Source organism: Flavobacterium anhuiense, from assembly GCF_050990855.1.
Taxonomy (GTDB): domain Bacteria; phylum Bacteroidota; class Bacteroidia; order Flavobacteriales; family Flavobacteriaceae; genus Flavobacterium; species Flavobacterium anhuiense_C.
In genome coordinates this window covers 5,114,790-5,140,405 of the sequence record NZ_CP158861.1, presented here as the reverse complement: position 1 = coordinate 5,140,405, position 25,616 = coordinate 5,114,790, and the positions used below count along the sequence as shown (strand labels likewise).

Sequence of the window (25,616 nt, the reverse complement as noted above, 5' to 3'; positions counted from 1 at the left end):
ATGAGAAATCTAGTAAAACTATTTTCTTTCTTACTACTATTTTGTTTTTCTACGTTGCAAAGTCAGAACTTTAATCAAGAGGAGCTTACTTTTATCGAGTTCTTGGGATACGTAAAAAAATACCACCCATTGGTAAAACAAGCCAATCTTGAAGTAACAAATGCTCAGGCAAAACTGATGATGGCACGAGGCGGATTTGATCCGAAACTAGAAGTAGATTACAATAAGAAAGAATTTAAAGGCACAGAATATTATTCGTTATTAAACAGTAGTTTCAAAATTCCAACTTGGTATGGAGTGGAGATTAAAGCAGGTTTTGACGATACAAGTGGAGAATATTACAATCCGCAGAACAAGACTCCAGAGGCTGGTTTAACTTCGCTTGGAATTAATGTTGCTTTGGGACAAGGAATGTTTATTAACCAAAGAATGGCCGATGTTCGCGAAGGGAAACTTCAGGTAAAACTAAGTGATGCGCAGCGAAAACTCCGAGCCATCGAAATTTTATACCAAGCAAGTGAAGCTTATTTTGAATGGAGAAAAAGCTATAACGAAGCAGAATTGTATAAAAACTATTTAGGTTTTGCGAGCACGCGTTTTGAAGGGGTTAAGAAATTAATAAAAGAAGGTGATGCTCCAGCGATCGATAGTGTTGAAGCTAAAATTACAGTGCGAAACAGAGAACTGAATGTTGAAAACGGAAATTTGAAATTAGCGAAAGCAAAATTGAAATTAGCTAATTATTTATGGATTGAAAATGTTCCTGTTGAATTAGGAGATATGGTAAAACCAGAACAAAACCTTATTCAAACAATTGAGGAAACCTTAAGAACTGATGCCATGATGGTTGATGTTGAGTCGTTAGATTCACATCCAAAAATTCAGTCTCTAGAAACTAAAATGGATATGCTAGAAGTGAATCGCCAATTGAAAGCCAACGCATTGCTTCCGAAAATTAATGTGGGTTATAATTACATTTCTGAACCTAATTATTGGAATAATTTCAACGCTGACGATTATAAATTTAACATTGATTTCAGTTTCCCAATTTTCTTAAGAAAAGAAAGAGGAAGCTTAAAAATGGCAAAACTTAAAATTCAGGATATGCAGTTTGATATCGGACAGCAGCGTTTGGAACTTAAAAATAAAATCAAAGCGCAGCAGACCGAAATTGCTTCTTTAAGAAAACAGAAAATCGTAATAGACAATTTGGTAAAAGATTATATGACGATGTTAGATTCAGAAGAGAAATTATTCTCATTTGGAGAAAGTTCTATTTTCTTAATCAATTCGAGAGAAAATAATTTGGTAAGCGCTAAGCTTTCGCAGATCAGTTTAGAAAACCAATTTTATATCTCGAATGCCGAATTGTATAAAATCTTGGCAAATCCAGATTAAAATGGATAGTCTATAGGCATAAGATAGGTCGCTCCTCTGGAGCTTTTAGATTCATGGTTCAAATTTCAGCTATAGATATTATGCTCTTCTAGAGCATTAAAATCATGTCGCAAAAGTCCCATCGGAAAGAAATATTTATAGCATAGCATGAACGACATATTTACAGCCTCATTGGGGCGAAATGTCTATAGAAACATGTTTACGATAGAAAGAAAGAGCCGCATCGGGGCGGAATATTTTTAGCACTATCAATTATTTAGACAATCCTATTCAAATATAGCCCAAGGTTTCAACCTTGGGAAACGCGCAGAATTTCATAGCGCCCCAATGGTTGAAAGCATTGCTAATGTTTTGAAATGAACGTTTTTTAAAAAAAATAGGCAGTCCCTATCTAATCTGCATTATATTAATTTTCAGAATTTAAATTCAAAAAAGCTTCAGAAAACATCTGAAGCTTTTTTTGTTTAGGAATTAATTCAAACTTCGTTACATTTGGAACAAAGAAATTAATCAAAAACATGAAGCAAGCGATTGTCAATGCGGTGGTGCATACCGGAGAGGAAATAATAGAAAACGGAGTTGTAATCGTAGAAAACGGAACTATTATTTCGGTACAGAATGAAATTCCAAACGATATTCAAACAATCGATTTAAAAGGAAATCACCTTGCAGCAGGATTCATTGATATTCAGATTAATGGTGGAGAAAAGTTTTATTTCAGCCAAACTCCAAACGAAGAAACCATTCAAGATATTTACGATGCAAGCATGAAATACGGAACAACGCATGTTTTGCCCTGTTTAATTTCATCTTCTCGTGAAACCATTTTGCAAGGAATTGAAGCCGTTCGCGATTATATGAAAAAGAACAATAATGGCGTTATCGGAATGCATTTGGAAGGACCTTTTTTAAATCCGCAAAGACGTGGCGCGCATAGTATTGATCAAGTTCGAAAACCCACTAACAAAGAACTTCGAGAAATTATTGATAAAGGAAAAGACGTTATAAAACTCATTACAATTGCTCCTGAATGTTTTACTGAAGAACAATTGCAAATGTTAATAGAAAGCGGTATAACCATCTCAATAGGGCATTCGACGATAACGCATAAAGAAGCGCAAGTTTATTTTTCGAAAGGAATAAATCTGGTAACGCATTTATTCAATGCCATGACACAATTCGGACATCGCGAACCAGGTTTGGTTGGAGCTGTTTTTGAAAATGAAGACGTTTATGCACCCGTAATTTTAGACGGCGTTCATTGCGATTATGCAGCGGCTAAAATTGCTTACAAGTTAAAACAAGAAAAATTCTTCTTGATTAGCGATGCCACCTTTTTAGGACGAAAAGTAGCCAACTTTAATTGGGATAATTTTGATGCTCATTTGGTAGACGGTTTCTACAGAAATGAAGATGGAAACTTGGCCGGCGCTTCAATCTCAATGGAAGAAGCCGTTCAAAATGCTTATAACCATTTGAATGTCTCAGCCGATGAGGCAGTAAAAATGGCAACCACTAGAGTGGCATCTGCCATTGGCTTGAAGGATAAATTTGGAAAAATTAAAACTGGTTTTCCTGCAAGTTTTGTTGAGTTTGAGGCCAATTTATCGACTATCAAAACTTTAGATTTAATGAAATAGTCACTTTAGAATCTCAATTTTAAGTATAGCAGGTGTTGGTAAAATTACTTTTCAGTATATTTTATATTCATATTTTTCTTGCAATAAACTTGTTTATAACAAGCATATTTATAGTTTTGCAGGATATTTAACCCCAAACCTACTAACTTACTGATGAGAAAAAACACTCACTTTTTTGTATTTGCCCTATTGGCAAGTATTCTTTTTGGTTGCAGTGATGATGGCGAAAACTACAAGCCAAATTACCTTCCAAGTATCGACGCTTCGGCTTTGCCAGCAGAAAATAAACCCATGACAATGTTTGAAGATAATGAGAGTCCTTCAAAAATGTACGATAAAACAGATCGTTGGTTTAGAGTAAACGAACCTTTTCAAGTTATTCAAAAAGGAAAAGATTCTGTACAAGTTTCACTTTATTCGCCAGTCGGATTGACAGATGTAAAAGTCTATGCAAAACTGCCGAATTACGATAAGAAGTTTTTGCTTTTTAGTTTTTCGAAAGTTCCCGCTTTTCACCGTTCATTCCATAAAATTCCTTTGACAGAACAGAAAAACGACTATTTGTTGGAAACAGGAAATACCGTAACGATCGATAAAATTGAAGGGTTTTCTTCTGGAGCAATAGAGTTTTCTATAGAATCGGAAGATCCTTTATTTAAGATGTTCAAGAAAATTAAATCGAATCATTTGGTTCAGTTTCATGATGGCTACCACATTAACGAATTTGGTAAATTTCTTCCGATGAATCCAGCTTTGGCAAAAGAAGCCATTACGATGATTATTAATTATTCGTATGCATTGAGCCATCCTTTGTACTACAGCACTTTTACTAACTTCGATAAATACAAACAAGAACAAGCAGCTACAGCAGGTACGGGTATAAACGGAGCTTTAAACTGGCACGGAAATGCTGATGATGTTGATGGCGTTTACGATTATTATTCTAAAGAAGAAATCGAAAAAATATACTGGAACTATCTTGACAAAAGAACCGTTTACATGGCAATGGTAGGAGGAGATTCTGCTTGGGGCGGAGGAAATCTGGCATCGCAATGGGAATCGGGTTATGTAACTGGGCATTGGGTAGGAGACATGTCGGTTTGGTCGCACGAATATTCGCATCATATTGGCTTTAATCACAGCAGTAATTTGGCAAACAGTGGAGAAGGCGGAGGCCAGCAAGGAATGCTTACCGATTTTTATAAATACTTGATTTACTTAAATGATCTTCCGTTTTTAGATCCAGATGTTCTAAAAACGTATAGCAAAACGGCTTACGTAACGGGAACTTATAAAAAACCAGTATTTAAAATCGATCCCAAAAATCCATTTTTAGTAAAATATAAAGGAGAAGGAAAATGGAACTAAAAAATAAATTACACATGAAACATATCCTGCCCCTAATTTTAGCACTTTGTCTGTTTGCAAGTTGCAGTAAAGACGACGCAGCATCATCTAAAGATTACACCTACTATTATCCAACGGATGAAGCTTCTATTACGAACGAAAATATTCCGGGAAGTACAGAAGCTTTTGATCCAAAAGGAATAGCGGTTTCTAAAGAAAAATTGTATGTGATTAACGGAAATGTTCTGGAGATTTTTAATGCTTTGACTTTGGCTCACATTAAAACAATAAAAGAGTATACAAAAGGAACGACAACTATTCCGCTAACAAGTTTAACATCGGTTTCTGTGGATAACGGACGCATCTATGTGGGAAGTACAGAATCGAGATTATTTGTTTTTGATGAAACGACGAACTCGGGAATCAGTACCGTTGGAAACGGCCAGTGGTGGAACACTTTTGTACACGTTTTTGGTGTTGTAGCAAAAGACGGATTGGTTTTCGTAAAAGAAAAAGAAAAAAGCATAAAAGTGCTTGACGCTTCTCAAATTACAGAAACAAGCAATTGGGATTTAAAACCTATTGCAAAATTGAATACTTTAAACGGATGGACAGAAGTATATTCGATGGATATCGTTGATGGAAATCTAGTTGTAGCAGGAAGAGACGCTAAGAGTTATTTGTATTATAACATTGCAAACATAAAAGCCAATGCCGAAACTTCACTAACGACTCCGATCGAGCCACAAAAAGTGCAATTTGTAGATATCAAGCCAATTGCAGTTTCTTTCAGTAAAGATTGGGCTGTTACTTCAGAAAATATTGGAAGTGCATCATATTTAAAATTATATTCTAAAGCGGAGTTCGTTAAAATGAATTATAGCACAGTTTTAAGCGTTTCTGATATTTTAGGACAAAATCCATTCGGAACCATTGTTGCGACAGCACAACTTGACGATCGTATTTTCTTATCTGATAATACCAATAAAAAAATCAGAGTGATAAAAATTAATAAATCTGTAATTGCGGAACAAAACAACTAAAAGTTAAATTCCAAATTCCAAATTCCAGTACCACAAATTCCAAATTCCAAACTTCAAATTGGAGTTTGGAATTTTTTTATATATAAAAGTAGATCTTGGAATTTGATATTTAGAATTTAAGATTTAAGTTTTGGAATTTGGGTTTTGGAATTTGGGTTTTGGAATTTGGGTTTTGGGATTTGGAATTTCACTATTGGAATTTAAAACTTAACCTACTACATTGATAGGGAAATAAAAGTTTTAATGATTTATGAGTAAAAATTGAAAATAACTATTTAAATTTGCACTCGCTATGAAGAAACAGAACCAGAAAATGAATAATTATTATCACCGCAGCATGATGTGCTGTGTTGCTGTAATGGCATTTATTGATCTGGCTTAATATAAAATGATAAAATTTATTTCGAAAAAGCCTTTCAACTAATTTATGGAAGGCTTTTTTGTTTTTAAAACTCAAAAAATGATTGAATTAAAAAATGTAACCAAAACTTTTCATCAGAAAGACAAAATCGTTTCGGCTTTGTCTGATGTCTCGTTGAGAGTCCCTGAAGGAAAAATTTTTGGTGTAATTGGAACTTCTGGAGCAGGAAAAAGTACGCTGATTCGTTGTGTCAATTTGTTAGAAAGACCAACATCTGGTGAAATTATCGTGGATGGAAAAGCCTTAATGCAATTATCAAATGCAGAATTGGCAATTGAGAGAAGACAAATCGGAATGATTTTTCAGCATTTCAATCTGCTTTCTTCAAGAACCGTTTTTGACAATGTAGCCTTTCCCTTAGAATTGGCTGGAACTTCAAAAAGCGAAATCAAAACACGTGTTTTAGAATTGTTGCAATTGGTTGGTTTGGCAGAAAAAGCAAACGATTATCCGGCAAGCCTTTCTGGTGGACAAAAACAAAGGGTGGCAATTGCGAGAACTTTGGCCAATAATCCGAAAGTATTATTGTCTGATGAAGCGACAAGCGCATTAGATCCTGCTACAACAAGATCGATTTTAAATTTATTGAAAGACATTAACAAACGTCTTAATATCACAGTTCTGTTGATTACGCACCAAATGGAAGTGGTAAAATCGATTTGTGATGAAGTGGCGGTTATCAGTCATGGAAAATTAATCGAGCAGGGAAGTGTGGGGGAGATTTTTGCAGATCCGAAACACGAATTGACAAAAGAGTTTATTGCTTCGTCTTTACATATTGATGTTCCAGCGGTTTATCAGGAAAAATTGCAAAAGCAAGATAACGGAAACTTGAATCCGTTATTGAAATTGGAAATGACAGGGAAATCGGTTAACGAACCTGTTATCTCTGAGGTTTCAAGACTTTTTGATACCGATTTCAAAATTGTAAGCGCGCAAATGGATCAGGCTGGCGAAGTGAATTTTGGTGTTATGCTGATTGAACTTTCAGGAAAACGCGAAAACTACGATGCTGCGATTCAATATTTTAATTCAAAACACATTAAAACAGAAATTATAGGTTATGTCTGATTCTCTTATAGATTTATTAGTAAAAGGAACATGGGAAACCATTGTGATGACTTTTGTATCGGGCTTTTTCGGTTTTTTATTAGGACTGCCAACAGGAATTTTACTTTTCCTGACTCGTAAAAATCAGATTTTAGATCAACCCGTTTTAAATAGAATAGTATCGGTTATAGTAAATGTTTTTCGTTCTATTCCATTCATTATTTTAATCGTTTGGATGATTCCGTTTACACGTGCTATCGTTGGAACTTCAATTGGTGTAAGTGCGGCTTTGGTTCCGTTAAGCATTGGTGCGGCGCCGTTTATTGCGCGTTTGGTAGAAAATAGTTTGCTAAGCCTTCCGTCAGGATTAATTGAAGCAGCGAGAGCTTTAGGAGCAACGCCACTTCAAATCGTTTACAAAGTATTATTGCCAGAAGCGTTGCCGTCTTTAATTAACGCAGCATCCATTACTCTAATCACACTTGTAGGTTATTCTGCAATGGGAGGAGCTGTTGGAGCAGGCGGTTTGGGGCAAGTTGGATATCAATACGGATATATCGGTTATGACGCTGTGACAATGAATTCTGTTCTGGCTTTATTGGTTATCTTAGTCTTTATAATTCAGTTTGCGGGAGATAAATTATCAAAGAGATTCGATCATAGATAATTTAGTTGAAAGTCGAAAGTCGAAAGTCGAAAGTCGCAAGTCGAAAGTTGAAAGTCGAAAGTCGAAAGTCGCAAGTCGAAAGTTGAAAGTCGAAAGTCGAAAGTTGAAAGTTCAAAGTTCAAAGTTCAAAGTGAAATTTAGAAATTAAAAATATACCATTATTATGAAAAAAAATATAGTAAAAATCGCTGGAGTTTTGGCTCTGGCATTAGTTTTATCAAACTGCGGAAGCGATAAAAAGAATGATCCTCATTTTATTAAAGTGGGAGTTGCTTCTGGACCAGAATTAAAAGTGGCTGAAGCAGCTAAAAAAGTAGCGAAAGAAAAATTCGGATTAGAAGTTGAATTGGTTTCTTTCAACGATTATGTAATTCCAAACGAAGCTTTAAGCCAAGGAGATATTGATGCAAATGCTTTTCAGCACAAACCCTATTTAGACGAGCAATCAAAACAAAGAGGTTACAAATTGGCTATCATCGGAAAGACTTTTGTTTACCCAATTGCAGCTTATTCAAAAAAGATAAAAAGCCTTTCTGAATTGAAAAACGAAAGCACGATTATTATCCCAAATGATCCAACAAACGGTGGACGTTCTTTATTGCTATTGCAGAAAAACGGATTATTAAAACTAAAAGATGGTGTTGGTTTATTGCCAAAAGTAACAGACATTGTGGGCAATCCTAAAAACTTAAAAATTTTAGAGTTAGAAGCGCCACAATTGCCACGTGCTTTAGACGATGAAAATGTTTCTATTGCGATCATCAACAATACTTTTGCTTCTGCTGCAGGTTTGGTTCCATCGCGCGATGCGTTGTTTGTTGAAGATAAAGAATCTCCTTATGTGAATTTGGTGGTAAGCCGTGAAGACAATAAAAACGAAGAAAAAGTAAAACAGTTTTTACAAGCTTTTCAATCTCCAGAAGTAGAAAAAGAGGCTCTAGAGCAATTTAAAGGCGGAGCTGTAAGAGGTTGGTAAATTTTTTAGTTATGAGTTATGAATTATGAGTTATGAGTTTCGGTAAAACAACTTATAACTCATAATTCATAACTCATAATTTTATAAAGTAATGTTTTGATTTTGTAAGGCTTACGTTTTTTACTTGAATTAAATTTAAGGTTCAATTTTAAAACAAAAGCCATGAGATCAATTTGGACAGGTTCGGTAAGTTTTGGATTAATTAATATTCCGATAAAGATGTTTTCGGCGGTGCAGGAAAGCAGTTTGGATATGGATATGCTTGACGCGAAAGATCACGCCAATATCAAGTTTAAGCGTGTTAATGAAAGTACAGGAAAAGAAGTTGATTTTGCAAACATCGTGAAAGGATACAAACTAGATGATAAATATGTCATCTTAGAAGATTCTGATTTTGAAGCTGCAGACGCTATTAAAACCAAAACAATTGACATTGAAAGTTTTGCTTTCGAAAAAGAAATCCAAAGTATCTATTACGAACAACCCTATTATCTCGAGCCAGACAAAGGCGCAATGAATGCCTACGGATTGCTTCGCGATGCGCTTGAAGTTTCCGGAAAAGTAGGCGTGACCAGATTTGTTTTGCGAAATAAAGAAAGTTTGGCAATTTTAAAACCATACAAAAATGTCATTGTTTTAAACCGAATCCGTTTCGAGCAAGAAATTAGAAATACAGAAGAATTGAAGCTTCCGCCAATGTCCAAAAAGTCTACAAAAGAAATGGATATGGCCGAAAAATTAATCGATCAGCTAACAGAGAAATTTGATATTTCTGGTTTTAAAGACGAATATACCGCCAAGCTTTTGGACATTATTAAAAAGAAAGCCAAAGGAAAACCACAAAAAGCAGCCCCAAAATTAAAAGTCGTACACAAACAAAACGACGATTTAATGGAAATGCTAAAAGCCAGTTTAGAAACCAAAAAGAAAAAGTCTTCTTAAACCCGTTTGGTGGAATTAAAATAGTATAAATTTTGACGCAGATTAGGCGGATTCGTTATCACGAAAACGCGGACAAAAACGGATTTTTAAAAAAGAATTTAAAAAAAAGAATTTAAAAAAATCCGTTTTTGTCCGTGTTTTTACGAAGTAAATCCGTTTTATCCGCGTGCTATTTTATTCAAAGTTATATTTTAATTATAATTCACCCGTTGGGTTTCTTAAGTGTTTTGATTGGCTTCCAGTTTATGAATAATCTTTTTAATATTAGCTCCTTTAGACAAAACGGGTTTCCACAAATCGCCTTTTTTCTCAAAACGGCTTAACACATTTTTGATAGTAAATTGCGATGGATGCAATTTCTCATTTACCTCACTCCATTCTAAAGGCGTAGAAACTGTTGCGCCAGGTTTTGGTCGCACTGAATAAGGCGCTGCCAAAGTTTGTCCGCGTCGGTTTTGCAGAAAATCGATATACAATTTGTTGTTTCTTTTTTTGATGCTTCGATCCACTGTCGCAATATCTGGAAGTCTAGACTGCACTTCTTTGGCGATCAGTTCTCCTAGAATTTTAATAGAATCATAATCGTATTGCGCGCCAAGCGGAATGTAAATATGAAGTCCAGAAGCACCCGAAGTTTTACATAAACATTCAGTTTCCAATTCGTCTAAAACTTCTTTTACAACCAAAGCCGTTTGAACCACTTGTTTAAAATCATCTTTTGCAGGATCTAAGTCAATAACCAGCCAATCTGGATTTTGAATATGTTTAATGGTCGAATTCCACGGATTCATTTCGATACAGCCCAAATTGGCCATATAAAGCAAGGTTTCTTTATTGTTGCAAATGAGATAATCAATATTTGCATTGTTGGATTCTGAGAAGATCTTTTTGGTTTTAAGCCATTTTGGAATTTTATCGACATCAACATCTTTTTGATAAAAACTTGGCGAGTCAATTCCGTTAGGAAAACGGTTCATCGATTCTGGGCGATCTTTTAAATAGGGAAGAATCAATTCTGAAACTTCGTTATAGTATTGAACAATTTCGCCTTTTGTAATCTTGTCTTTCGGGAAATAAATTTTGTTCTGATTGGTCAGATGCAAAACGGTTTTTCCAACTTTCAAATCGAAATCATTCTCGGTCTTAATTTCTGTTTTATTTTTTGTAGCGGTCATTTCTTTTGGGTTTAGTTGTGCTGCAGTAACGTTTTTGAAAGACAAAAGAACTTCTTCTGCCTTTTTATCTACTCGTATTCCGAGATAAACGGGATGTCTCAAATACTGGTCCTGCGTCCATTCTGAAAACTTCACCTGACAAACGACTTTTGGTTTTACCCATTGAATTTTATCTCGTATCGGAATTTTTTCGTCAAGGGGAGAAGTAGCAATAAAAAGTGGTTCAAGTTTGGCGTATAAATCTTTTAGTGTAGTTTCTGTAAAACCAGTTCCGCATTTACCAATGTATTGCAGTTTTTTACCATCATATTGTCCTAGTAGAAGTGCCCCAAAATACTTTCTGGAATTTTGAGGTGCTGTAATTCCGATTATGATTGCTTCTTCTTGGTTTGACGTTTTTATTTTCAGCCAATTGGTGCTTCTTCTATTAATAGAATACGTACTGTCAGCTCTTTTGGCAATAATGCCTTCTGTTTTATTTTTTACCGCTTTTTCAAATTGTTTAATTCCATCTCCAACGGTATGTTCAGAAAACAAAACATTCGAAAAAGGGTATTTGTTAAAGAGAATTTTAAGCAGTTCTTTTCGTTCCAAAAGCGACAATTCGGTTATAAGATTTCCGTCCAAATTCAATAAATCAAAAACATAATATTTTAGGTTTCCGATTCCAGTTTTCATATAGTTTTGAAGCAGTTGAAAATCGGCTCTTCCAGCATTATTTTCTACTACAATTTCGCCATCCAAAACTACAGTGTGATCGATTTGTTTGAGTTCGTCAGCAATGGGTTTGAAATTAACGTTAAAAGAAATTTCATTCCTGCTATACAAATCAGCTTGCTGTACATTTATAACCGCAATAGTTCTGTAGCCATCGTATTTGTTTTCGAAAATCCATTCCTCATCATCAAAAGGTTTTTCGCGTACGGTTGCGAGCATTGGTTTTAAGAATCTGGCTATTTCAACTTTTGGATTGGACTTTTTTTTTATTGCTTTTTTCTCAGTAGGTTTTTCTTCTGTTTTTACAGCTAGTTTTTTATATTTTTCCTCCAATTGTTCCAAGCTTCTTTTGGAAATAACCGATTTGTCTTTTTCTAAAATATCGTCAACAGAAGCATATTTGTCATTTTTCTTGATTAAAAGCCATGCATTTTCTTGTTTTCCGTGAAGTTTAACTAATGAAAATTCGCCTTTCAGTTTTTTGCCTTTTAACACAAAACTCAAGCGTCCTTTTGCGAGATCGCTTCGCAATTGTTTTTCGTCAGAAGCTGTTTTTTCGTCAGAAGCATATGTTCCGTTGTCCCACACAATCACATTTCCAGCGCCGTAATTTCCTTCGGGAATTGTGCCTTCAAAATCTTTATAACTATACGGGTGATCTTCGACCATCATGGCCAAACGTTTTACTTCTGGATCCATAGATGGACCTTTTGGCACTGCCCAGCTTTTTAGAACACCATCCATTTCTAACCTAAAATCATAATGAAGATGCGATGCGGCGTGTTTTTGAACGACAAAAATCAGTTCGTTTGCCGATTTTCCGATCTTTCCTTTAGGTTCTCGAGTTTGTTTAAAATCTCTTTTCTCGTTGTATTTAGACAGTGACATAAGCTTTGAGAAGTATTAATAGCGTTAATGTAATAGAGTAGAGCGCCGTTGCGGTAACAGCAAAAATAATATGGGCAAAGAACAGCTGAATGTAATAACCTTTAAAGTCAATTGGGGGTTGATGATCGGTCATTTTAAATATAACAATCCAGCTGAGTATGCCAATTACACCACTGATAACTCCTAGTAGGAGAGCATTGAGTGGCGAAACTGATAACATATTCTTTACCCATACTATGTAATATTCCATAACAAATAGAAAACCAATAATGTAATGTATCAGCCATCCCCATGTTTTCTGAGATTTTTCAGAAAGGCTGATGTTTGTTTTTTTTAGAGCATAACTCAATAAAACAGGTTCTTTATACAATTCTCTAAAGCTTTTCGACATCGCATAACTAAACCAAGTCATGGCCGACGTCGCCCCAATGGCAACTAAAATTAATTGTATAATGATGTAAAAATCCATAAGCCTTTTTTTGAATTAAAACTCTATTTCAAAGTTACTTTCAAAAAGCTTTTTTCTGTTATAGGATTCAAAAAGGTACTTATATAATTATCAGTAATGCATTGATTATCATGTTTTTTAGGTTCAAATATTATAATCCTTGCGGTTAATTGTATAAATTTTAAGCTGAAAAGCAATCTAACTTTGTTATCCTATTTTTTGAGAAATGCCTCAATTACAACAATAGTTCATTGAATGATAAAATTGTAAATCGACAGAAAATGAAAAATTCAAAAAAAACAAACCAAGACAATTCTGATGGAAAACAGAATGATTTAGAATATAACAAATCAAATGCTGAGAATGAGTTTTTAACTACTAACCAAGGTGTTAAAATAAATGACAACAACAATTCTTTAAAGTCTGGAGAAAGAGGCCCTTCTCTTTTAGAAGATTTTATATTACGAGAAAAAATCACCCATTTTGATCACGAGCGAATTCCGGAACGCATTGTGCATGCGCGAGGTTCTGGCGCTCACGGCTATTTTGAGCTTTACAAAACAATGGGAAAATATACTAAAGCGGGATTTTTAAACGATACGAGTACTAAAACACCTGTTTTTGTACGATTTTCGACTGTGGCAGGTTCGAGAGGTTCTACCGACTTAGCGCGAGATGTTCGTGGTTTTGCAGTGAAATTTTATACGCAAGAAGGTATTTTTGATTTGGTAGGAAATAATATGCCTATATTTTTTATTCAAGACGCCATGAAGTTTCCAGATTTAGTTCATGCTGTAAAAGCAGAACCTCATAATGAGATTCCGCAAGCTGCTTCAGCGCATGATACTTTTTGGGATTTTATTTCGCTAATGCCCGAATCGATGCATATGATTATGTGGGTAATGAGTGATAGAGCGATTCCAAGAAGTTTAAGAATGATGGAAGGTTTTGGTGTTCATACTTTCCGATTTATAAATGATAAAAATGAATCTCATTTTGTAAAATTTCATTGGAAACCAAAATTAGGAACACACGGAGTGGCATGGGATGAAGCACAGAAAATTTCAGGAAAAAACTCCGATTTCCATAAAAAGGATTTGTGGGACGCTATAGAAGAAGGTAATTTTCCAGAATGGGAATTGGGCGTACAGATTATTCCAGAAAGCGACGAACATAAATTTGATTTTGATTTGCTTGATCCGACGAAATTAGTTCCAGAAGAATTAGTTCCTGTAACGATTATCGGAAAAATGGTTTTGAACAGAAATCCAGATAACTTTTTTGCCGAAACAGAACAGATTGCTTTTCATCCGGGCCATATCGTTCCTGGAATTGATTTTACCAATGATCCTCTATTGCAAGGCAGATTGTTTTCGTACACCGATACACAGTTATCAAGATTAGGCAGTCCGAACTTTCATGAAATCCCAATCAACAGAACCATTGCGCCAATGCATAACCACCAGCGAGACGGTCATATGCGTCAGGAAATTGCGGTAGGAAAAGTGAGTTATCATCCCAATTCTTTAGGAGGAGGCTGTCCGTTTCAAGCCAAAATGGATCAAGGCGGATTTGTGAGTTTTAACGAACGTGTAGATGCCCATAAAGTGCGCGCGAGAAGTAAAAGTTTTGCGGATCATTTTAGTCAGGCGAAACTTTTTTATAACAGTCAGACACCAATTGAGCAAGATCATATTGTAAGCGCTTTATCTTTTGAACTAGGAAAAGTTGAAACAGTAGCAATTAGAGAAAGAATGCTCGGTCTTTTAAATCAAGTCGACTCCAGTTTAGCGACAAAGGTTGGTAAAAATTTAGGGATTCCAGTTCCGAAAGATATTGAAAAACCAATGAATCACGGAGTTGGAGCGGATGATGAAGGCAAACAAGAACCGACTAAACCAAACCAAAACATAACTCCTTCAGATGCATTGAGTATGCTTAAAAATCCAACTATTTCGAATACTATAGCTACGCGACAGATTGCTTTTTTATGTGCAGAAGGTGTCAATGCCGAGTCGGTGAAAGTTATGAAAACCGCTTTGCAAAATGCGGGCGCAAAAGCCGTTGTTATTGCACCTCATTTAGGAACAATCGTTTCTGAAGAAGGAACAGAGATTCCTGTGGACCAAACGTATAAAATTGCTGCATCGGTACTTTTCGATGGTGTTTTTATTCCTGCGGGAAAAGGAATTGCAGCTCTTTCAAAAATTAAAGAGGTAAAAGAATTTTTAAACGATTCTTATCATCATTGTAAATTTATTGCAGCTGAAGGAGAAGGAATTCAGATTATAAAAAACAACAGCGACATCAATAATGATCCTGGAGTCTTAATGAGTGAAAATCGTTCAGATAAAAACTTAAGTGTTTCTTTTATAAAAGCTTTGGGAAGACATCGTTTCTGGGAAAGAGAAAAAAATCTTTAAAAAACAATATAAAGGCTGTCTAAAAAGACAGCCTTTTTTGAGCAGAAAAAAAATTAAGACAATCTTATTCAAACATAGCCCACGGTTTCAACCGTGGGACGCAATGTAGGGTTTAATCTGCATGTCTCCCACGGTTGAAACCGTGGGCTATGTTTTATATTCGAGATGGGGAGAGTTCCAAAGGGGTTATGTTATTATGTGTTTGAGAAAAATCATTTCTCAACAATTATCTCCAAGCATTTCTTTAAAATAGCAACCGCTTTTTCCATTTCTTCTTTCTCCAAATGCCCAAAACCTAAACGTGTTGCGGTAAGATTTTTGGTCTGATATAAAATAGTTTTCGGCAGAAATAATCCATGATTCGAACATTCTTTCTGAAATTGTATCAAATTAAAATGATCCAGCCATTCCACCCAAATCGCAAGTCCACGTGGTGGAACCTTAAATTTGATTTTGCCTTTAAGTTTTTCATCTAAAAGCGAAACAAAATGATCACGACGTTCTTTATATATTTTTTTATTCTTTTTAGAAAGCCGGTGCACTTCGCCTTCATTAATCCATTCGGTTAAAACTTGTTCTTTAATAACATCAATTTTTGGTTCGAGAATATTTTGATGTTTTTCAAGTTCTTTTATAAATTCAGATGGAGCAGCAACAAATCCGTAGCTGAATCCAGATGGAAGCGATCTCCCGAAAGAGCCAATGTAAACGACTTTCTGATTGGAATCAAATGCAGCTAAAGGTAAAACAGGATTGTTGTCGTAATGAAAATCAAAATCGTAATCGTCTTCCAGAATCACAAATCCGTATTGATTGGCCAATTCTAGAACTTCAATTCTTTTTTTCGCGCTAAGCGAAATAGTCGTTGGATAGTGATAATTGGAGGTTAGGTACAAAACTCGAATTTTGTTTGTTTGGCAGACTTCTTTCAATCTTTTGGTGTCGATTCCATCCTCATTTACAGGAATAGAAACAATCTGTGCGCCGGTATTGGTTAGCGTCATATTCGACATATAATAACCTGGAGAAGCGACAGCCACTTTATCATTCGGAGCAATCAATACTTTCGTAACCAAATACAAAGCAATTTCGTGGCTGCTTGTCGTAAGCAGATTCGAAGTAGAGATGCGAATTCCTCGAGTAAGATTGAGATAATTAGAAAAATGCGTTTTAAAATTCGAATGTGAACGCAATTCTATCTGTTCGTAGGTTTTAGATGTTTTTCGTCGCTTTAATTTTGAAACATATAATCGAGCCAAAACATCGGTTTGCACCAATCGTAAATCGGGCATTCCATCATTAAATTGATGCGGAAGATTACTGATTTCAATCGGATTTTCTAGAATAGTCGAACGCTGAAAACTAAAGCCAATATTTTCTTCTGACGAATTATGATCTTTCGAAATCATAAATTCAGCCTTGTTTTTTTGTTTTTGCTGCGATAAAATAAACGTTCCTTTGTTAGGAAGCGTTTCAATCCAGCCTTGTGATTCTAAATCTTGAAAAGCTTTGATTAAAGTATTTCGGTTAACGGAAAGCACTTTGCACAAAATTCTAGTGCCTGGAAGTTTGGTGCCTTCGGGAAGAAAACCTGTTTGTATGGCTTTGATAAACTCAAAAACAATCTGCAGGTATATTGCAGTGCTTTCTTCTGGTTTAAGCTGAATAAAGCTTTTAAAAGGAATTTCAACCGGACTATCCATAATTAAAATCTGGTGCTTTTGATTAGTACGGCAAGATACTGCTTTTCTCAAAATTTTTAGAAAAAAGAAAAGCAGTTCTATTTTATACAAACATCAGAAATCATAACTAACAAACAATTACGTTAATCCGGCTGAAATTATTTTTTATTTCATGAATAAAATCTAATTTGATCTGCTGAAATCTTATTAGATCTGCTTGAAATATTTTTGCGAATAGATTATTTCACGCAGATTTAAAAGATTAAAGTAGATGTGCGCAGATTAAATTTAACCTGCTGGAAAAAGAATTTAGACTTTAAAAATCAATTTCTTTTTGTAGAAAATCCATAAGATGAAAGACCAGAAAATGGCATAAGACAAAGCATAAGCCAATGATGCATTCAACGGATTTTCGAAACATGGAACAATTCCATGATTATAAATATAAGCTTGAAGGCCAATTTCTTCGCCAGCAGTTTTTGGATCGGCAACTTTTATTGCACTTAAGGCTCTCGGAATTATTCCAGAAAAGAAAAACACAATCATTGGGTTTACACCCCAAATCAAGAATAGTTTCGTCCATTTGTTATATCCTTTCATATCAATTATATAATATAAAAGCGTTAAACAGATTGTTGCAATTCCGGCGGTATATAGAACATACGAACTGGTCCAAAGCGATTTATTAATCGGAAAAAAGAGATTCCAAAGTAAACCTCCAATTAATAAAACAGTTCCTGTAATGGCTGTTTTTTTTACAATTTCGATTTTATCAATTGGCAAGTTTAAAAGCTGTCCAATGTACATTCCTAAAATTCCTGTTCCAATGGCTGGCAAAGTGCTCAAAATTCCTTCTGGATCCCAAGTTTTAGATGATGCCCATAAATGTCCGTTTAAAAGAGTATCGTCTAGCCACGCCGCCAAATTGGTTCCTTTATCGAAATTTGCAGGACCAAATCCGGGAACGGGAACAAACGCCATTAAAAGCCAATAGCCTATCAAAAGTGTCGCTAAAACTAAAAGTTGTGTTTTTAAATTGGTCTTTAAATACAAAATAGAAGCAAAGAAATACACAATGGCAATTCGTTGTAATACGCCTGGGATTCTTGTGTCTTCAAAATGCTCTAGTCCGCTAAAGGATAGAGAAATCAGTATGACAAAGATTCCAACAGCAAGAATGGTTTTGACTTTCATTGAAAAGTTTCCTAAAAGAGCGTAAGCCACGGCAAAAGCAATAACCAATCGTACTCCCAATAACGGTAGTCCTTCTAAACCAAATAAATGAATTCGGCTGAAAATGCTTAAAAACAATCCTAAACAGAAAATTCGAAGCGAACGGACTAAGATTTTATTGAAAACACTTCCGTCAAAATGTTTTACAGGCATCGCAAACGGAATCGCAGTTCCCATGATAAAAATAAAAAACGGGAAAACTAAATCGGTAGGCGTACAGCCGTGCCATTCGGCGTGCTCTAAAGGCGCATAAATAGCATCCCAGCTTCCTGGATTGTTGACAATGGTCATTAAGAAGATGGTAAATCCTCTAAAGACATCGAGCGAGGTTAAACGTTCTTTGGTCATGGGGTTAGATTTTAGATTGCTGATTTTTGATTTTAGATTTTAGATTTTTGATTAGAAGAAAGAAGCAAGAGGAAAGATTTTTGACGCTTTCCGATTTGGAATTTGGGATTTTAAATTTGGAATTTACTTCACTATTGCATTTTGAATTATCTGCTGAATTTCTTCTCTAATTTTTCCTTTGGCTAATTTATTTTCGTCGTTCACAATTTCTGGATACGTTCTGTTGGAAAGGAAAACATATACAATTTCGGTTTCTGGATCGGCCCAAGCCATGTTTCCTGTAAAACCTGTGTGGCCAAAACTAGATTCTGAAACGCAGTCGCAAGTTGGTCCGCCTTTATGGACTCTTTTGTCAAATCCTAAACCTCTCCAAACACCTTGGTTTTTGTAATAACAAGTGTTGAAAGCGTCAAAAGTTTCAGGAGAAAAATATTGAATACCACCATAATTTCCTTTCTGTAAAAATAGCTGCATCATTTTGGCAACATCCATACTGTTTGAAAAAATTCCTGCATGTCCCGCAACTCCGCCTTCCATTGCGGCCGCCATATCGTGCACATACCCTTGAAGTTCTTGATGTCTGAAATACGTATCGATTTCAGTTGGTGCGATAGCGCTTTTGTCAAATCGGTCCAGCGGATTGTAAAGCGTATGCGTCATTCCTAACGTGCTGAAGAAATTCTCTTGGCTTAATTCTTCCAGTTTTTTATGCGTTTTTCTTTCTAAATATTCTTTTAAAATAATAAAAGTAAAGTCGCTGTATTTGTATTCTTTTTTAGGAGAAACAGGGCTTTCAGCAATAATTTTCATAATTGTATCATGATAATCATTTCTGATGTAAAGATTCTCAGCCACTTTCGTTGTAAAATCAGGACTTGCAACTTTACTGTAATATTTCTCAGAAGGTTGGTTGTTGCTGTCTAAAGTTGCTTTATAAAATGGAATCCAAGCTTGAAGTCCAGCGTAATGGTTTAGCAAATCTTTAAAAGTGATATTTCCTTTATTAGTTTTTGCAAAAGACGGCAACATGTCTTTTAATTGAGTGTCCAGTGTGACTTTGTTTTTATCGTACAATTGCATCACATTTGGCAATGTTGAAATCATTTTTGAAATCGAAGCGACATCATACAAATCTGTATTGGCTACTTTTTTTCCGTTGTCATAAGTCTGTGCTCCGTAAGATTTCTGGAAAATAACATTTCCTTTTCTAGCTACTAAAACTTGCATTCCAGGAGCCATTTTTCCATCAATTGCTTTCTGTGCGACAGCATCTATTTTTGATAAAACGGCTGGATTCATATTTACGTTCTCGGGAGCTGTAAAAGCCAAGCGATTCAGTTTTTCTGTAGTCAAACCATCATTTACATGGAAAACATCATTAATCGAAACAGGTAATTTTCCCTTTGCTGCAATGGCTCCAAATAGCAATTCTGCAGAAACAACTTGGCTAATATCAGAGTTTTGATAAGAAACTATTAATCCTTCAATATCATCAAAATCTTTGATTGACAGTAACGAATAGGGTTTAGCAAAAACATCCAAAATCACTTTGTTGTGTTTGGCAATTTCTTTCAGCCAAAGCATTTCCTGAAGTGAAAAATCTTGTTTTTCCCAAGCTTTATTTACTTTATGGTAGCTGATAATTACTTTGTCAAATTTTCTCAATTCTTTATTCAGACTGTCAAGATTAGTATCCTTAACTTCTGTAATATCAGTGTATTTTTTTAAGGTTGAAATAAAGGTACTGTTGGTATCTTCGCCCAGTTTTACGTATGCAATTTTTTCGCTTAAATCTTTTATCGGAAGAATTTCTTTCTCATTCTTTAAAACCGTAACAGCATTTTCATATAATGTATACTGAAGTGCATCTTTATCAGAGCTGTTAAGATCTTTTTGCAAGTTATTCAAATCAGCAGGTTTGTATTTGTTTAAACCCGCTTTGAATTTATAATGAAGAATTTTTTTAACGGAATGCGCTAAACGTTCTTCGGTAATTTCGCCATTAGCATAAAAGACTTTTAATTTTTCTAAAGCTACAGGAACATTATCTGGGCAAAGAAAAATGTCATTTCCAGCTTTTAAAACGGCTAACTCAAGATCACCTACGGGTTTAAAATTACTAGCACCTTTCATACCCAAGCCATCTGTAAAAATCAATCCTTCAAAGCCTAATTGTTTCTGAAGTAATTCGGTAACCACATTATAAGAGGCAGAAGAAGGAATATTTTCTCCAGATTCCAAACTCGGAATATTGAGGTGAGCAACCATTACAGAAGCTAAACCTTCGTCAAAAAGCTGTTTATATGGATATAATTCTACTTCATTTATACGCTCTTTGGTCAAAGTAACGGTTGGGAGGGTCTTATGAGAATCGACCGCCGTGTCGCCATGGCCTGGAAAATGTTTTCCTGTACATAAAACACCTTGACTTTGAATTCCTCTCATTAAAGCAGCTGCCTTATTGGCTACATTTGTCTTGCTTTCGCCAAAAGAACGATTTCCAATAATTGGATTCAGCGGATTTGTATTGATATCCAAAACAGGAGCAAAATTAAAATGGATTCCTATTCTTCTGCATTCGCTTCCCATATTTCTTCCCACTTTTTCAATTAGTGCTAAATCCTGAATTGCACCTAAAGTCATATTCCATGGATAAGCATAAGTCGAATCCAAACGCATACTCAAACCCCATTCGGCATCAAGGCCGATGAACAATGGAACTTTGGCTTTTGCCTGATATTCATTTGTTAATCTAGCCTGACGAACTGGTCCGCCTTGAAAGAAGATAATACCTCCGACATTGTATTTTGAAACCAATTCTTTTACTTTATTGACATGAACTGAATCTTTATTGGAATAAGCATTTACAAAGAACAATTGACCTAATTTTTCATCTAAAGTCATTTGGCTGTAAATACTGTCTGTCCAACGATTTTCAGCATCTGAATCCTGAAGAAATGGTTTTTTTTGGGCTTTCGTTTTCGGAATATAAACTTCTTTATTTTCAGTTGAAACAGGTTTGCTTACTACAGTTGTTGTTGTGCTCTTTTTTGAAACACCACAATTGATGATGAAAAAAAGCATTACTGCAAACAATCCTATTTTGATAATATAATTTTTCATGAAATGGTTTTTGGCAATTAAAATGAAATTCTTTCTGCTGAGCGTTTACTGGTAATATAAATTCCGAAATAAGTAAGTAATCCGTTTAACACTATTAATTCATTATCGAAGACATATCCTCCAAATAATACTTTCGAATTTTCATTGATTAAATAGGTGAAAAAAGGTGACAACAGACAGATTATTGGAATTAGCTTATCGTTGACATGTCTTGATTTTTGGAACAAACCAAAAGCGTATAATCCTAATAACGGACCGTACGTATAGGAAGCGACTTTGAAAATCATTCCAACCACTGAGCTGTCATTGATAGTATTGAAAATAATAATCACGAAGAAAATTATCACCGAAAAACTAATATGCACCAAATGTCTCGTTCTAACCGTATTTTTTTTGGTGTTTTCGCTTTTATCCATTCCTAAAAAGTCCACGCAGAAAGAAGTGGTCAAGGCCGTTAAAGCCGAATCTGTAGTCGCAAAAGTCGCCGCAATAATTCCTAATAAGAATACAATTGCAGGAACAAGCGCTAAATGATTTAAAGCAATCTCAGGAAAAAGCAAATCGGTTCTTGGTTTTCCGGTAACTAAATCAGTTGGAATTGAAATGCCGTTTTTATTGGCATAGATGTATAAAAGTGCTCCAACACTCAAAAAGAAAATATTGATGACAACAAATATTCCTGTAAAAGTGAACATGTTTTTTTGTGCTTCGCCAATGTTTTTACAGCTCAAGTTTTTCTGCATCAAATCTTGATCTAAACCTGTCATAGCAATGGTTACAAACATTCCGCCAATGATTTGTTTTATGAAATGGAATTTACTTCCCATGAAATCATCAAAGAAAAAGATCTTGGAGTAATTACTGTTTTTTACTTCTTCAAAAGCGCCAATAGCACTCAAATCCATTCGGTCGCAGATGAAATAAATCGTTAAGAAAACAGAGGTAACTAAGAAGAACGTTTGCAAAGTATCCGTAATAATAATAGTTTTTAAACCGCCTCTGTACGTATAAGAGAAAATAAGCAAAAGCGAAATTAAAACGGTGAAAGCAAAGGGAACATGGTAAAAATCAAAAACAAAACGCTGTAAAACAATCACAACCAAATAAAGTCTGAAGGCAGAGCTAATCGTTCGGCTGATCAAGAAAATAGAAGCAGCCGTTTTATAACTAAAAACACCCATTCTTTGTTCGATATATCCATAAATCGAAGTCAGGTTCATTCTGTAATATAGAGGCAACAATAATTTTGTAATCACAATAAAACCAAGAGCATTACCCAAAACAAACTGAAAATATTTGAATTGTTCTCCGCTGGCGGCGCCAACTTCTCCAGGTACGGAAATGAAAGTCACTCCAGAAAGTGCCGTTCCAATCATTCCGAACGCTACTAAATACCATTTTGAATTTTTATTGGCAGTAAAAAAAGCTTCATTTCCGCTGTCTTTCTTGCTTACTCTGTGTGAGATGTAGAATAATGTTCCGAAATAAACGATAATTAGGAGAAGGATGGTACTTGGTGTCATTTTAGTTTTTTGGTTTTTGATTCTTTTATAAAACTATAAAAGATTTTAATAGTTTTGGTTTTGCTAAACTTATTTTTGTGCCAATAATACGGCTCTTACACTTTTGTGTTCATGAAGTAATTCTTCAGCTACATCATATTCAATATCAAGTTCTTCCATAATCATTTTGATGCCTCGTTTTACTAGTTTTTCATTAGAAAGTTGCATGTCAACCATTTTGTTGCCTTTGACTTTTCCTAATTTGATCATTACTGAAGTGGAGATCATGTTTAAGGTCAGTTTTTGCGCTGTTCCTGATTTCATTCGGGTGCTTCCAGTCAAAAATTCTGGACCTACGATTAGTTCAATTGGATAATCTGCTTCTTGAGCAATAAGTCCATTACTGATGCATGAAATACTTCCTGTTTTTACATTGTGTTCTTTGGCTTTTTTCAAAGCTCCTAAAACATAAGGAGTGTTTCCAGAAGCCGCAATTCCGATAATCATATCCAAACTAGAAATTTCAAATTTTTCCAAATCTTTCCATGCTTGTTCTGTATCATCTTCAGCATTTTCAACTGCTTTTCTGATTGCCGTATCGCCACCAGCAATAATTCCGATAATCATATCATGTGGCACACCAAAAGTTGGCGGACATTCCGATGCATCTAAAATTCCGATTCTTCCTGAAGTTCCTGCTCCAATATAAAATAATCGGCCACCCAATTGCATTTTTTTGACAATGGCTTTAACCAGTTTTTCAATTTTCGGAATCTGTTCTTCAATAATATGCGGTACTTTTTTATCTTCTGTATTAATGTTGGTAAGAAGTTCTTTCACGCTCATTTGATCCAAGTCTTTGTACAAAGATTCTTGTTCAGTTTCAGGATTTTTATTTTTCATTTTTCTTTTTTTTTTGATTTTTGGAACCTAGATTTTTTAACTTTCTGGTTTCACTATTTTACATTAATAGGTTCTATTTTAGCTGATGGTATGAATTGGAATAAAATAATTTCATTTATAATAATTCATTGTTTTTTTCAATTGTCTCTAGTTTTAACTAGGGGGGGCTAGAAATTGTAGGCTTTAGCCAAATTAGTATAAAGCAGAGGCATTGTTTAGGCTAAAGCCATCTTTGCGCTAATTTTATGAACCTCCATCTAAAGATGGAGGCAATTAATTTCTCCAAGAATTTCTATTTTGAAAAACAGGCTGTTATAGTTATAGATGTATTAAAAAGCTATTTATAAATTAGATATTTTGTGCGCATTGTTTTGAAAGCTTCAAGGTCTTTCTGCCATGTTTTTCTGATCTCACTTTCAGAAACGCCACTTTCAATTTGCTGCTGTAATTTTTTTGTTCCTGCGAGTTTGGTAAAAAAGGCATTGAAAAATTTCGTTTTATCACTCGTATTCTGATACGCTTTGATCAGCCATTTTAACTCCAGTTGTTTTAGTTTTGGATATTTTGTCAAGTCTTCGCCAAAACATTCTTTTCCGTTGTATAGAGGATCTTTGGCGCCAAAGTTCGGTTTTGGAGTAAAGCTGAAAGAGGTATTGGTTAAGTACGGAGAACCATAAATTTGAAATTGTTTTTCGGTTCCGCGTCCCATGCTCACATTTGTACCTTCAAAAAGGCATAAGCTGGCGTATAAATTTATTGATTGATCGTTGGGTAGATTTGGAGATGGTTTAACCAATAAACTATAAGGCATTGTTCTTTTATAATCTAGACAAGGAATGACGGTTAGTTTGCATTGCGCACCATCTTTCAGCCATTTTTCTCCATTTACCATTTGGGCATATTCGCCAATTGTCAGACCGTGAAGGAGCGGAATAGGGTGCATACCCACAAAACTTGTAAATTCTTTTTCTAAAAGAGGTCCGTCTACAATAGCACCATTCGGATTTGGTCGATCCAAAACGATAAGCGGAATATTGTTTTCGGCACAAGCTTCCATTACGTAATGCAAGGAAGAAATGTACGTGTAGAATCTTGCGCCTACATCTTGAAGGTCAAAAATCATAACATCAAGACCAGATAACTGCGCTGGTTTTGGCTTTTTATTGTCGCCGTAAAGTGAAATAATAGGCAAACCGGTTTTTGGGTCTTTTCCGTCAACGATATGTTCTCCTGCGTCGGCTGTTCCTCTAAATCCGTGTTCTGGAGCAAAAATAGTTTGAACCGCAATTTTTTTCTCCAAAAGGAAATCCACCACATGAGTTTTGTTGGTTAAAATTCCCGTTTGGTTGGTTACGATTCCAACTTTTTTATTTTTTAAAAGCGGAAGGTATTTTTCGTAATTGTCGGCTCCAGTTTTTATAATAGTGTAATTGAAATCTGCGGAATGATTGATATCAATTGATCGATTTTCTGCAGCATAGGTTGGTGCACAAAACAGAAAAATGGCAACAAAAGTGATTTTTGCTATAAATTTTATCATTTTAAATACAATTATTAGTTAAGACAAAATGGACTAATAAATTAAGATTTTATCGGAGTATACGAATGTTTAAAGTAGATTGGGGAATCTAAAAACTAAGTTCTGAAAATCTGATTTTTTTTCAGGTTGAAATTTTGTTAAGTCTTTTTT

The 25,616-nt window shown here is 35.0% G+C and carries 17 protein-coding genes; 9 read left to right on the top strand and 8 right to left on the bottom strand.

Features of this window, described 5'->3' with window-relative positions:
• The 8 genes from ABTV69_RS22055 to ABTV69_RS22020 all read left to right on the top strand — a co-directional run bounded on the left by ABTV69_RS22055 (position 1) and on the right by ABTV69_RS22020 (position 9,484).
• Positions 1-1,398: a TolC family protein gene (locus ABTV69_RS22055; protein ID WP_433832709.1), complete on the top strand. Its 1,398-nt coding sequence runs from the start codon at positions 1-3 to the stop codon at positions 1,396-1,398.
• A 518-nt stretch (positions 1,399-1,916) separates the two neighbouring features.
• The gene (gene nagA / locus ABTV69_RS22050; protein WP_433832707.1) at positions 1,917-3,038 is read left to right on the top strand and encodes an N-acetylglucosamine-6-phosphate deacetylase; all 1,122 of its coding nucleotides are present in this window, start codon (positions 1,917-1,919) and stop codon (positions 3,036-3,038) included.
• A 153-nt stretch (positions 3,039-3,191) separates the two neighbouring features.
• Positions 3,192-4,406 (top strand): hypothetical protein, encoded by a 1,215-nt coding sequence (locus ABTV69_RS22045; protein ID WP_433832705.1) that lies wholly within the window; start codon positions 3,192-3,194, stop codon positions 4,404-4,406.
• Positions 4,397-5,428 carry a hypothetical protein gene (locus ABTV69_RS22040; RefSeq protein WP_433832703.1) on the top strand — a complete coding sequence of 344 codons (1,032 nt, stop codon included), beginning with the start codon at positions 4,397-4,399 and terminating at the stop codon, positions 5,426-5,428. The genes ABTV69_RS22045 and ABTV69_RS22040 overlap by 10 nt, the downstream gene beginning before the upstream one ends.
• 460 nt (positions 5,429-5,888) lie before the next feature.
• On the top strand, positions 5,889-6,920 hold the full coding sequence (gene metN, locus ABTV69_RS22035; protein WP_433832701.1) for a methionine ABC transporter ATP-binding protein MetN: 1,032 nt from the start codon (positions 5,889-5,891) through the stop codon (positions 6,918-6,920).
• A complete protein-coding gene (locus ABTV69_RS22030; protein WP_433832699.1) occupies positions 6,913-7,566 on the top strand; it encodes a methionine ABC transporter permease MetI in 654 nt (217 codons plus the stop codon). The genes metN and ABTV69_RS22030 overlap by 8 nt, the downstream gene beginning before the upstream one ends.
• Positions 7,567-7,729: 163 nt before the next feature.
• Positions 7,730-8,542: a methionine ABC transporter substrate-binding lipoprotein MetQ gene (gene metQ, locus ABTV69_RS22025; protein ID WP_433832697.1), complete on the top strand. Its 813-nt coding sequence runs from the start codon at positions 7,730-7,732 to the stop codon at positions 8,540-8,542.
• Between the two features lie 162 nt (positions 8,543-8,704).
• Positions 8,705-9,484: a Ku protein gene (locus tag ABTV69_RS22020; protein ID WP_433832695.1), complete on the top strand. Its 780-nt coding sequence runs from the start codon at positions 8,705-8,707 to the stop codon at positions 9,482-9,484.
• A 218-nt stretch (positions 9,485-9,702) separates the two neighbouring features.
• Here the strand turns inward: ABTV69_RS22020 and ligD are convergent, their stop codons facing one another.
• Positions 9,703-12,264, bottom strand: a complete 2,562-nt coding sequence (ligD, locus tag ABTV69_RS22015; RefSeq protein ID WP_433832693.1) for a DNA ligase D — start codon at positions 12,262-12,264, stop codon at positions 9,703-9,705.
• Positions 12,251-12,733 carry a hypothetical protein gene (locus ABTV69_RS22010; protein ID WP_433832691.1) on the bottom strand — a complete coding sequence of 161 codons (483 nt, stop codon included), beginning with the start codon at positions 12,731-12,733 and terminating at the stop codon, positions 12,251-12,253. The genes ligD and ABTV69_RS22010 overlap by 14 nt, the downstream gene beginning before the upstream one ends.
• 260 nt (positions 12,734-12,993) lie before the next feature.
• Here ABTV69_RS22010 and ABTV69_RS22005 point away from each other — a divergent pair, with 260 nt between their 5' ends.
• Complete coding sequence (locus tag ABTV69_RS22005; protein WP_433832689.1) at positions 12,994-15,135, top strand: catalase; 2,142 nt, start codon at positions 12,994-12,996, stop codon at positions 15,133-15,135.
• A gap of 212 nt (positions 15,136-15,347) precedes the next feature.
• On the opposite strand, the gene ABTV69_RS22000 is transcribed toward ABTV69_RS22005, so the two are convergent.
• The 6 genes from ABTV69_RS22000 to ABTV69_RS21975 all read right to left on the bottom strand — a co-directional run bounded on the left by ABTV69_RS22000 (position 15,348) and on the right by ABTV69_RS21975 (position 25,466).
• Entirely contained in the window at positions 15,348-16,889 is a 1,542-nt protein-coding gene (locus tag ABTV69_RS22000; RefSeq protein WP_433832687.1) for a PLP-dependent aminotransferase family protein, read from the bottom strand.
• A 237-nt stretch (positions 16,890-17,126) separates the two neighbouring features.
• On the bottom strand, positions 17,127-18,398 hold the full coding sequence (locus tag ABTV69_RS21995; RefSeq protein WP_433832685.1) for an acyltransferase family protein: 1,272 nt from the start codon (positions 18,396-18,398) through the stop codon (positions 17,127-17,129).
• A gap of 123 nt (positions 18,399-18,521) precedes the next feature.
• Positions 18,522-21,521 (bottom strand): glycoside hydrolase family 3 N-terminal domain-containing protein, encoded by a 3,000-nt coding sequence (locus ABTV69_RS21990; protein WP_433832683.1) that lies wholly within the window; start codon positions 21,519-21,521, stop codon positions 18,522-18,524.
• 17 nt (positions 21,522-21,538) lie between these two features.
• On the bottom strand, positions 21,539-23,044 hold the full coding sequence (locus ABTV69_RS21985; protein WP_433832681.1) for a sodium:solute symporter: 1,506 nt from the start codon (positions 23,042-23,044) through the stop codon (positions 21,539-21,541).
• A 69-nt stretch (positions 23,045-23,113) separates the two neighbouring features.
• On the bottom strand, positions 23,114-23,926 hold the full coding sequence (murQ, locus tag ABTV69_RS21980) for an N-acetylmuramic acid 6-phosphate etherase (RefSeq protein ID WP_433832679.1): 813 nt from the start codon (positions 23,924-23,926) through the stop codon (positions 23,114-23,116).
• Positions 23,927-24,263: 337 nt separating this feature from the next.
• On the bottom strand, positions 24,264-25,466 hold the full coding sequence (locus ABTV69_RS21975) for an exo-beta-N-acetylmuramidase NamZ family protein (RefSeq protein WP_433832677.1): 1,203 nt from the start codon (positions 25,464-25,466) through the stop codon (positions 24,264-24,266).
• Positions 25,467-25,616: the final 150 nt, after the last annotated feature.

Excerpts from the sequence above, each read along its gene's own strand:
- ABTV69_RS22055 (WP_433832709.1), top strand. The coding sequence starts at position 1 with ATGAGAAATCTAGTAAAACTATTTTCTTTCTTACTACTATTTTGTTTT.
- nagA (WP_433832707.1), top strand. The coding sequence starts at position 1,917 with ATGAAGCAAGCGATTGTCAATGCGGTGGTGCATACCGGAGAGGAAATA.
- ABTV69_RS22045 (WP_433832705.1), top strand. The coding sequence starts at position 3,192 with ATGAGAAAAAACACTCACTTTTTTGTATTTGCCCTATTGGCAAGTATT.
- ABTV69_RS22040 (WP_433832703.1), top strand. The coding sequence starts at position 4,397 with ATGGAACTAAAAAATAAATTACACATGAAACATATCCTGCCCCTAATT.
- metN (WP_433832701.1), top strand. The coding sequence starts at position 5,889 with ATGATTGAATTAAAAAATGTAACCAAAACTTTTCATCAGAAAGACAAA.
- ABTV69_RS22030 (WP_433832699.1), top strand. The coding sequence starts at position 6,913 with ATGTCTGATTCTCTTATAGATTTATTAGTAAAAGGAACATGGGAAACC.
- metQ (WP_433832697.1), top strand. The coding sequence starts at position 7,730 with ATGAAAAAAAATATAGTAAAAATCGCTGGAGTTTTGGCTCTGGCATTA.
- ABTV69_RS22020 (WP_433832695.1), top strand. The coding sequence starts at position 8,705 with ATGAGATCAATTTGGACAGGTTCGGTAAGTTTTGGATTAATTAATATT.
- ligD (WP_433832693.1), bottom strand. The coding sequence starts at position 12,264 with ATGTCACTGTCTAAATACAACGAGAAAAGAGATTTTAAACAAACTCGA.
- ABTV69_RS22010 (WP_433832691.1), bottom strand. The coding sequence starts at position 12,733 with ATGGATTTTTACATCATTATACAATTAATTTTAGTTGCCATTGGGGCG.
- ABTV69_RS22005 (WP_433832689.1), top strand. The coding sequence starts at position 12,994 with ATGAAAAATTCAAAAAAAACAAACCAAGACAATTCTGATGGAAAACAG.
- ABTV69_RS21995 (WP_433832685.1), bottom strand. The coding sequence starts at position 18,398 with ATGACCAAAGAACGTTTAACCTCGCTCGATGTCTTTAGAGGATTTACC.
- ABTV69_RS21990 (WP_433832683.1), bottom strand. The coding sequence starts at position 21,521 with ATGAAAAATTATATTATCAAAATAGGATTGTTTGCAGTAATGCTTTTT.
- ABTV69_RS21985 (WP_433832681.1), bottom strand. The coding sequence starts at position 23,044 with ATGACACCAAGTACCATCCTTCTCCTAATTATCGTTTATTTCGGAACA.
- murQ (WP_433832679.1), bottom strand. The coding sequence starts at position 23,926 with ATGAAAAATAAAAATCCTGAAACTGAACAAGAATCTTTGTACAAAGAC.
- ABTV69_RS21975 (WP_433832677.1), bottom strand. The coding sequence starts at position 25,466 with ATGATAAAATTTATAGCAAAAATCACTTTTGTTGCCATTTTTCTGTTT.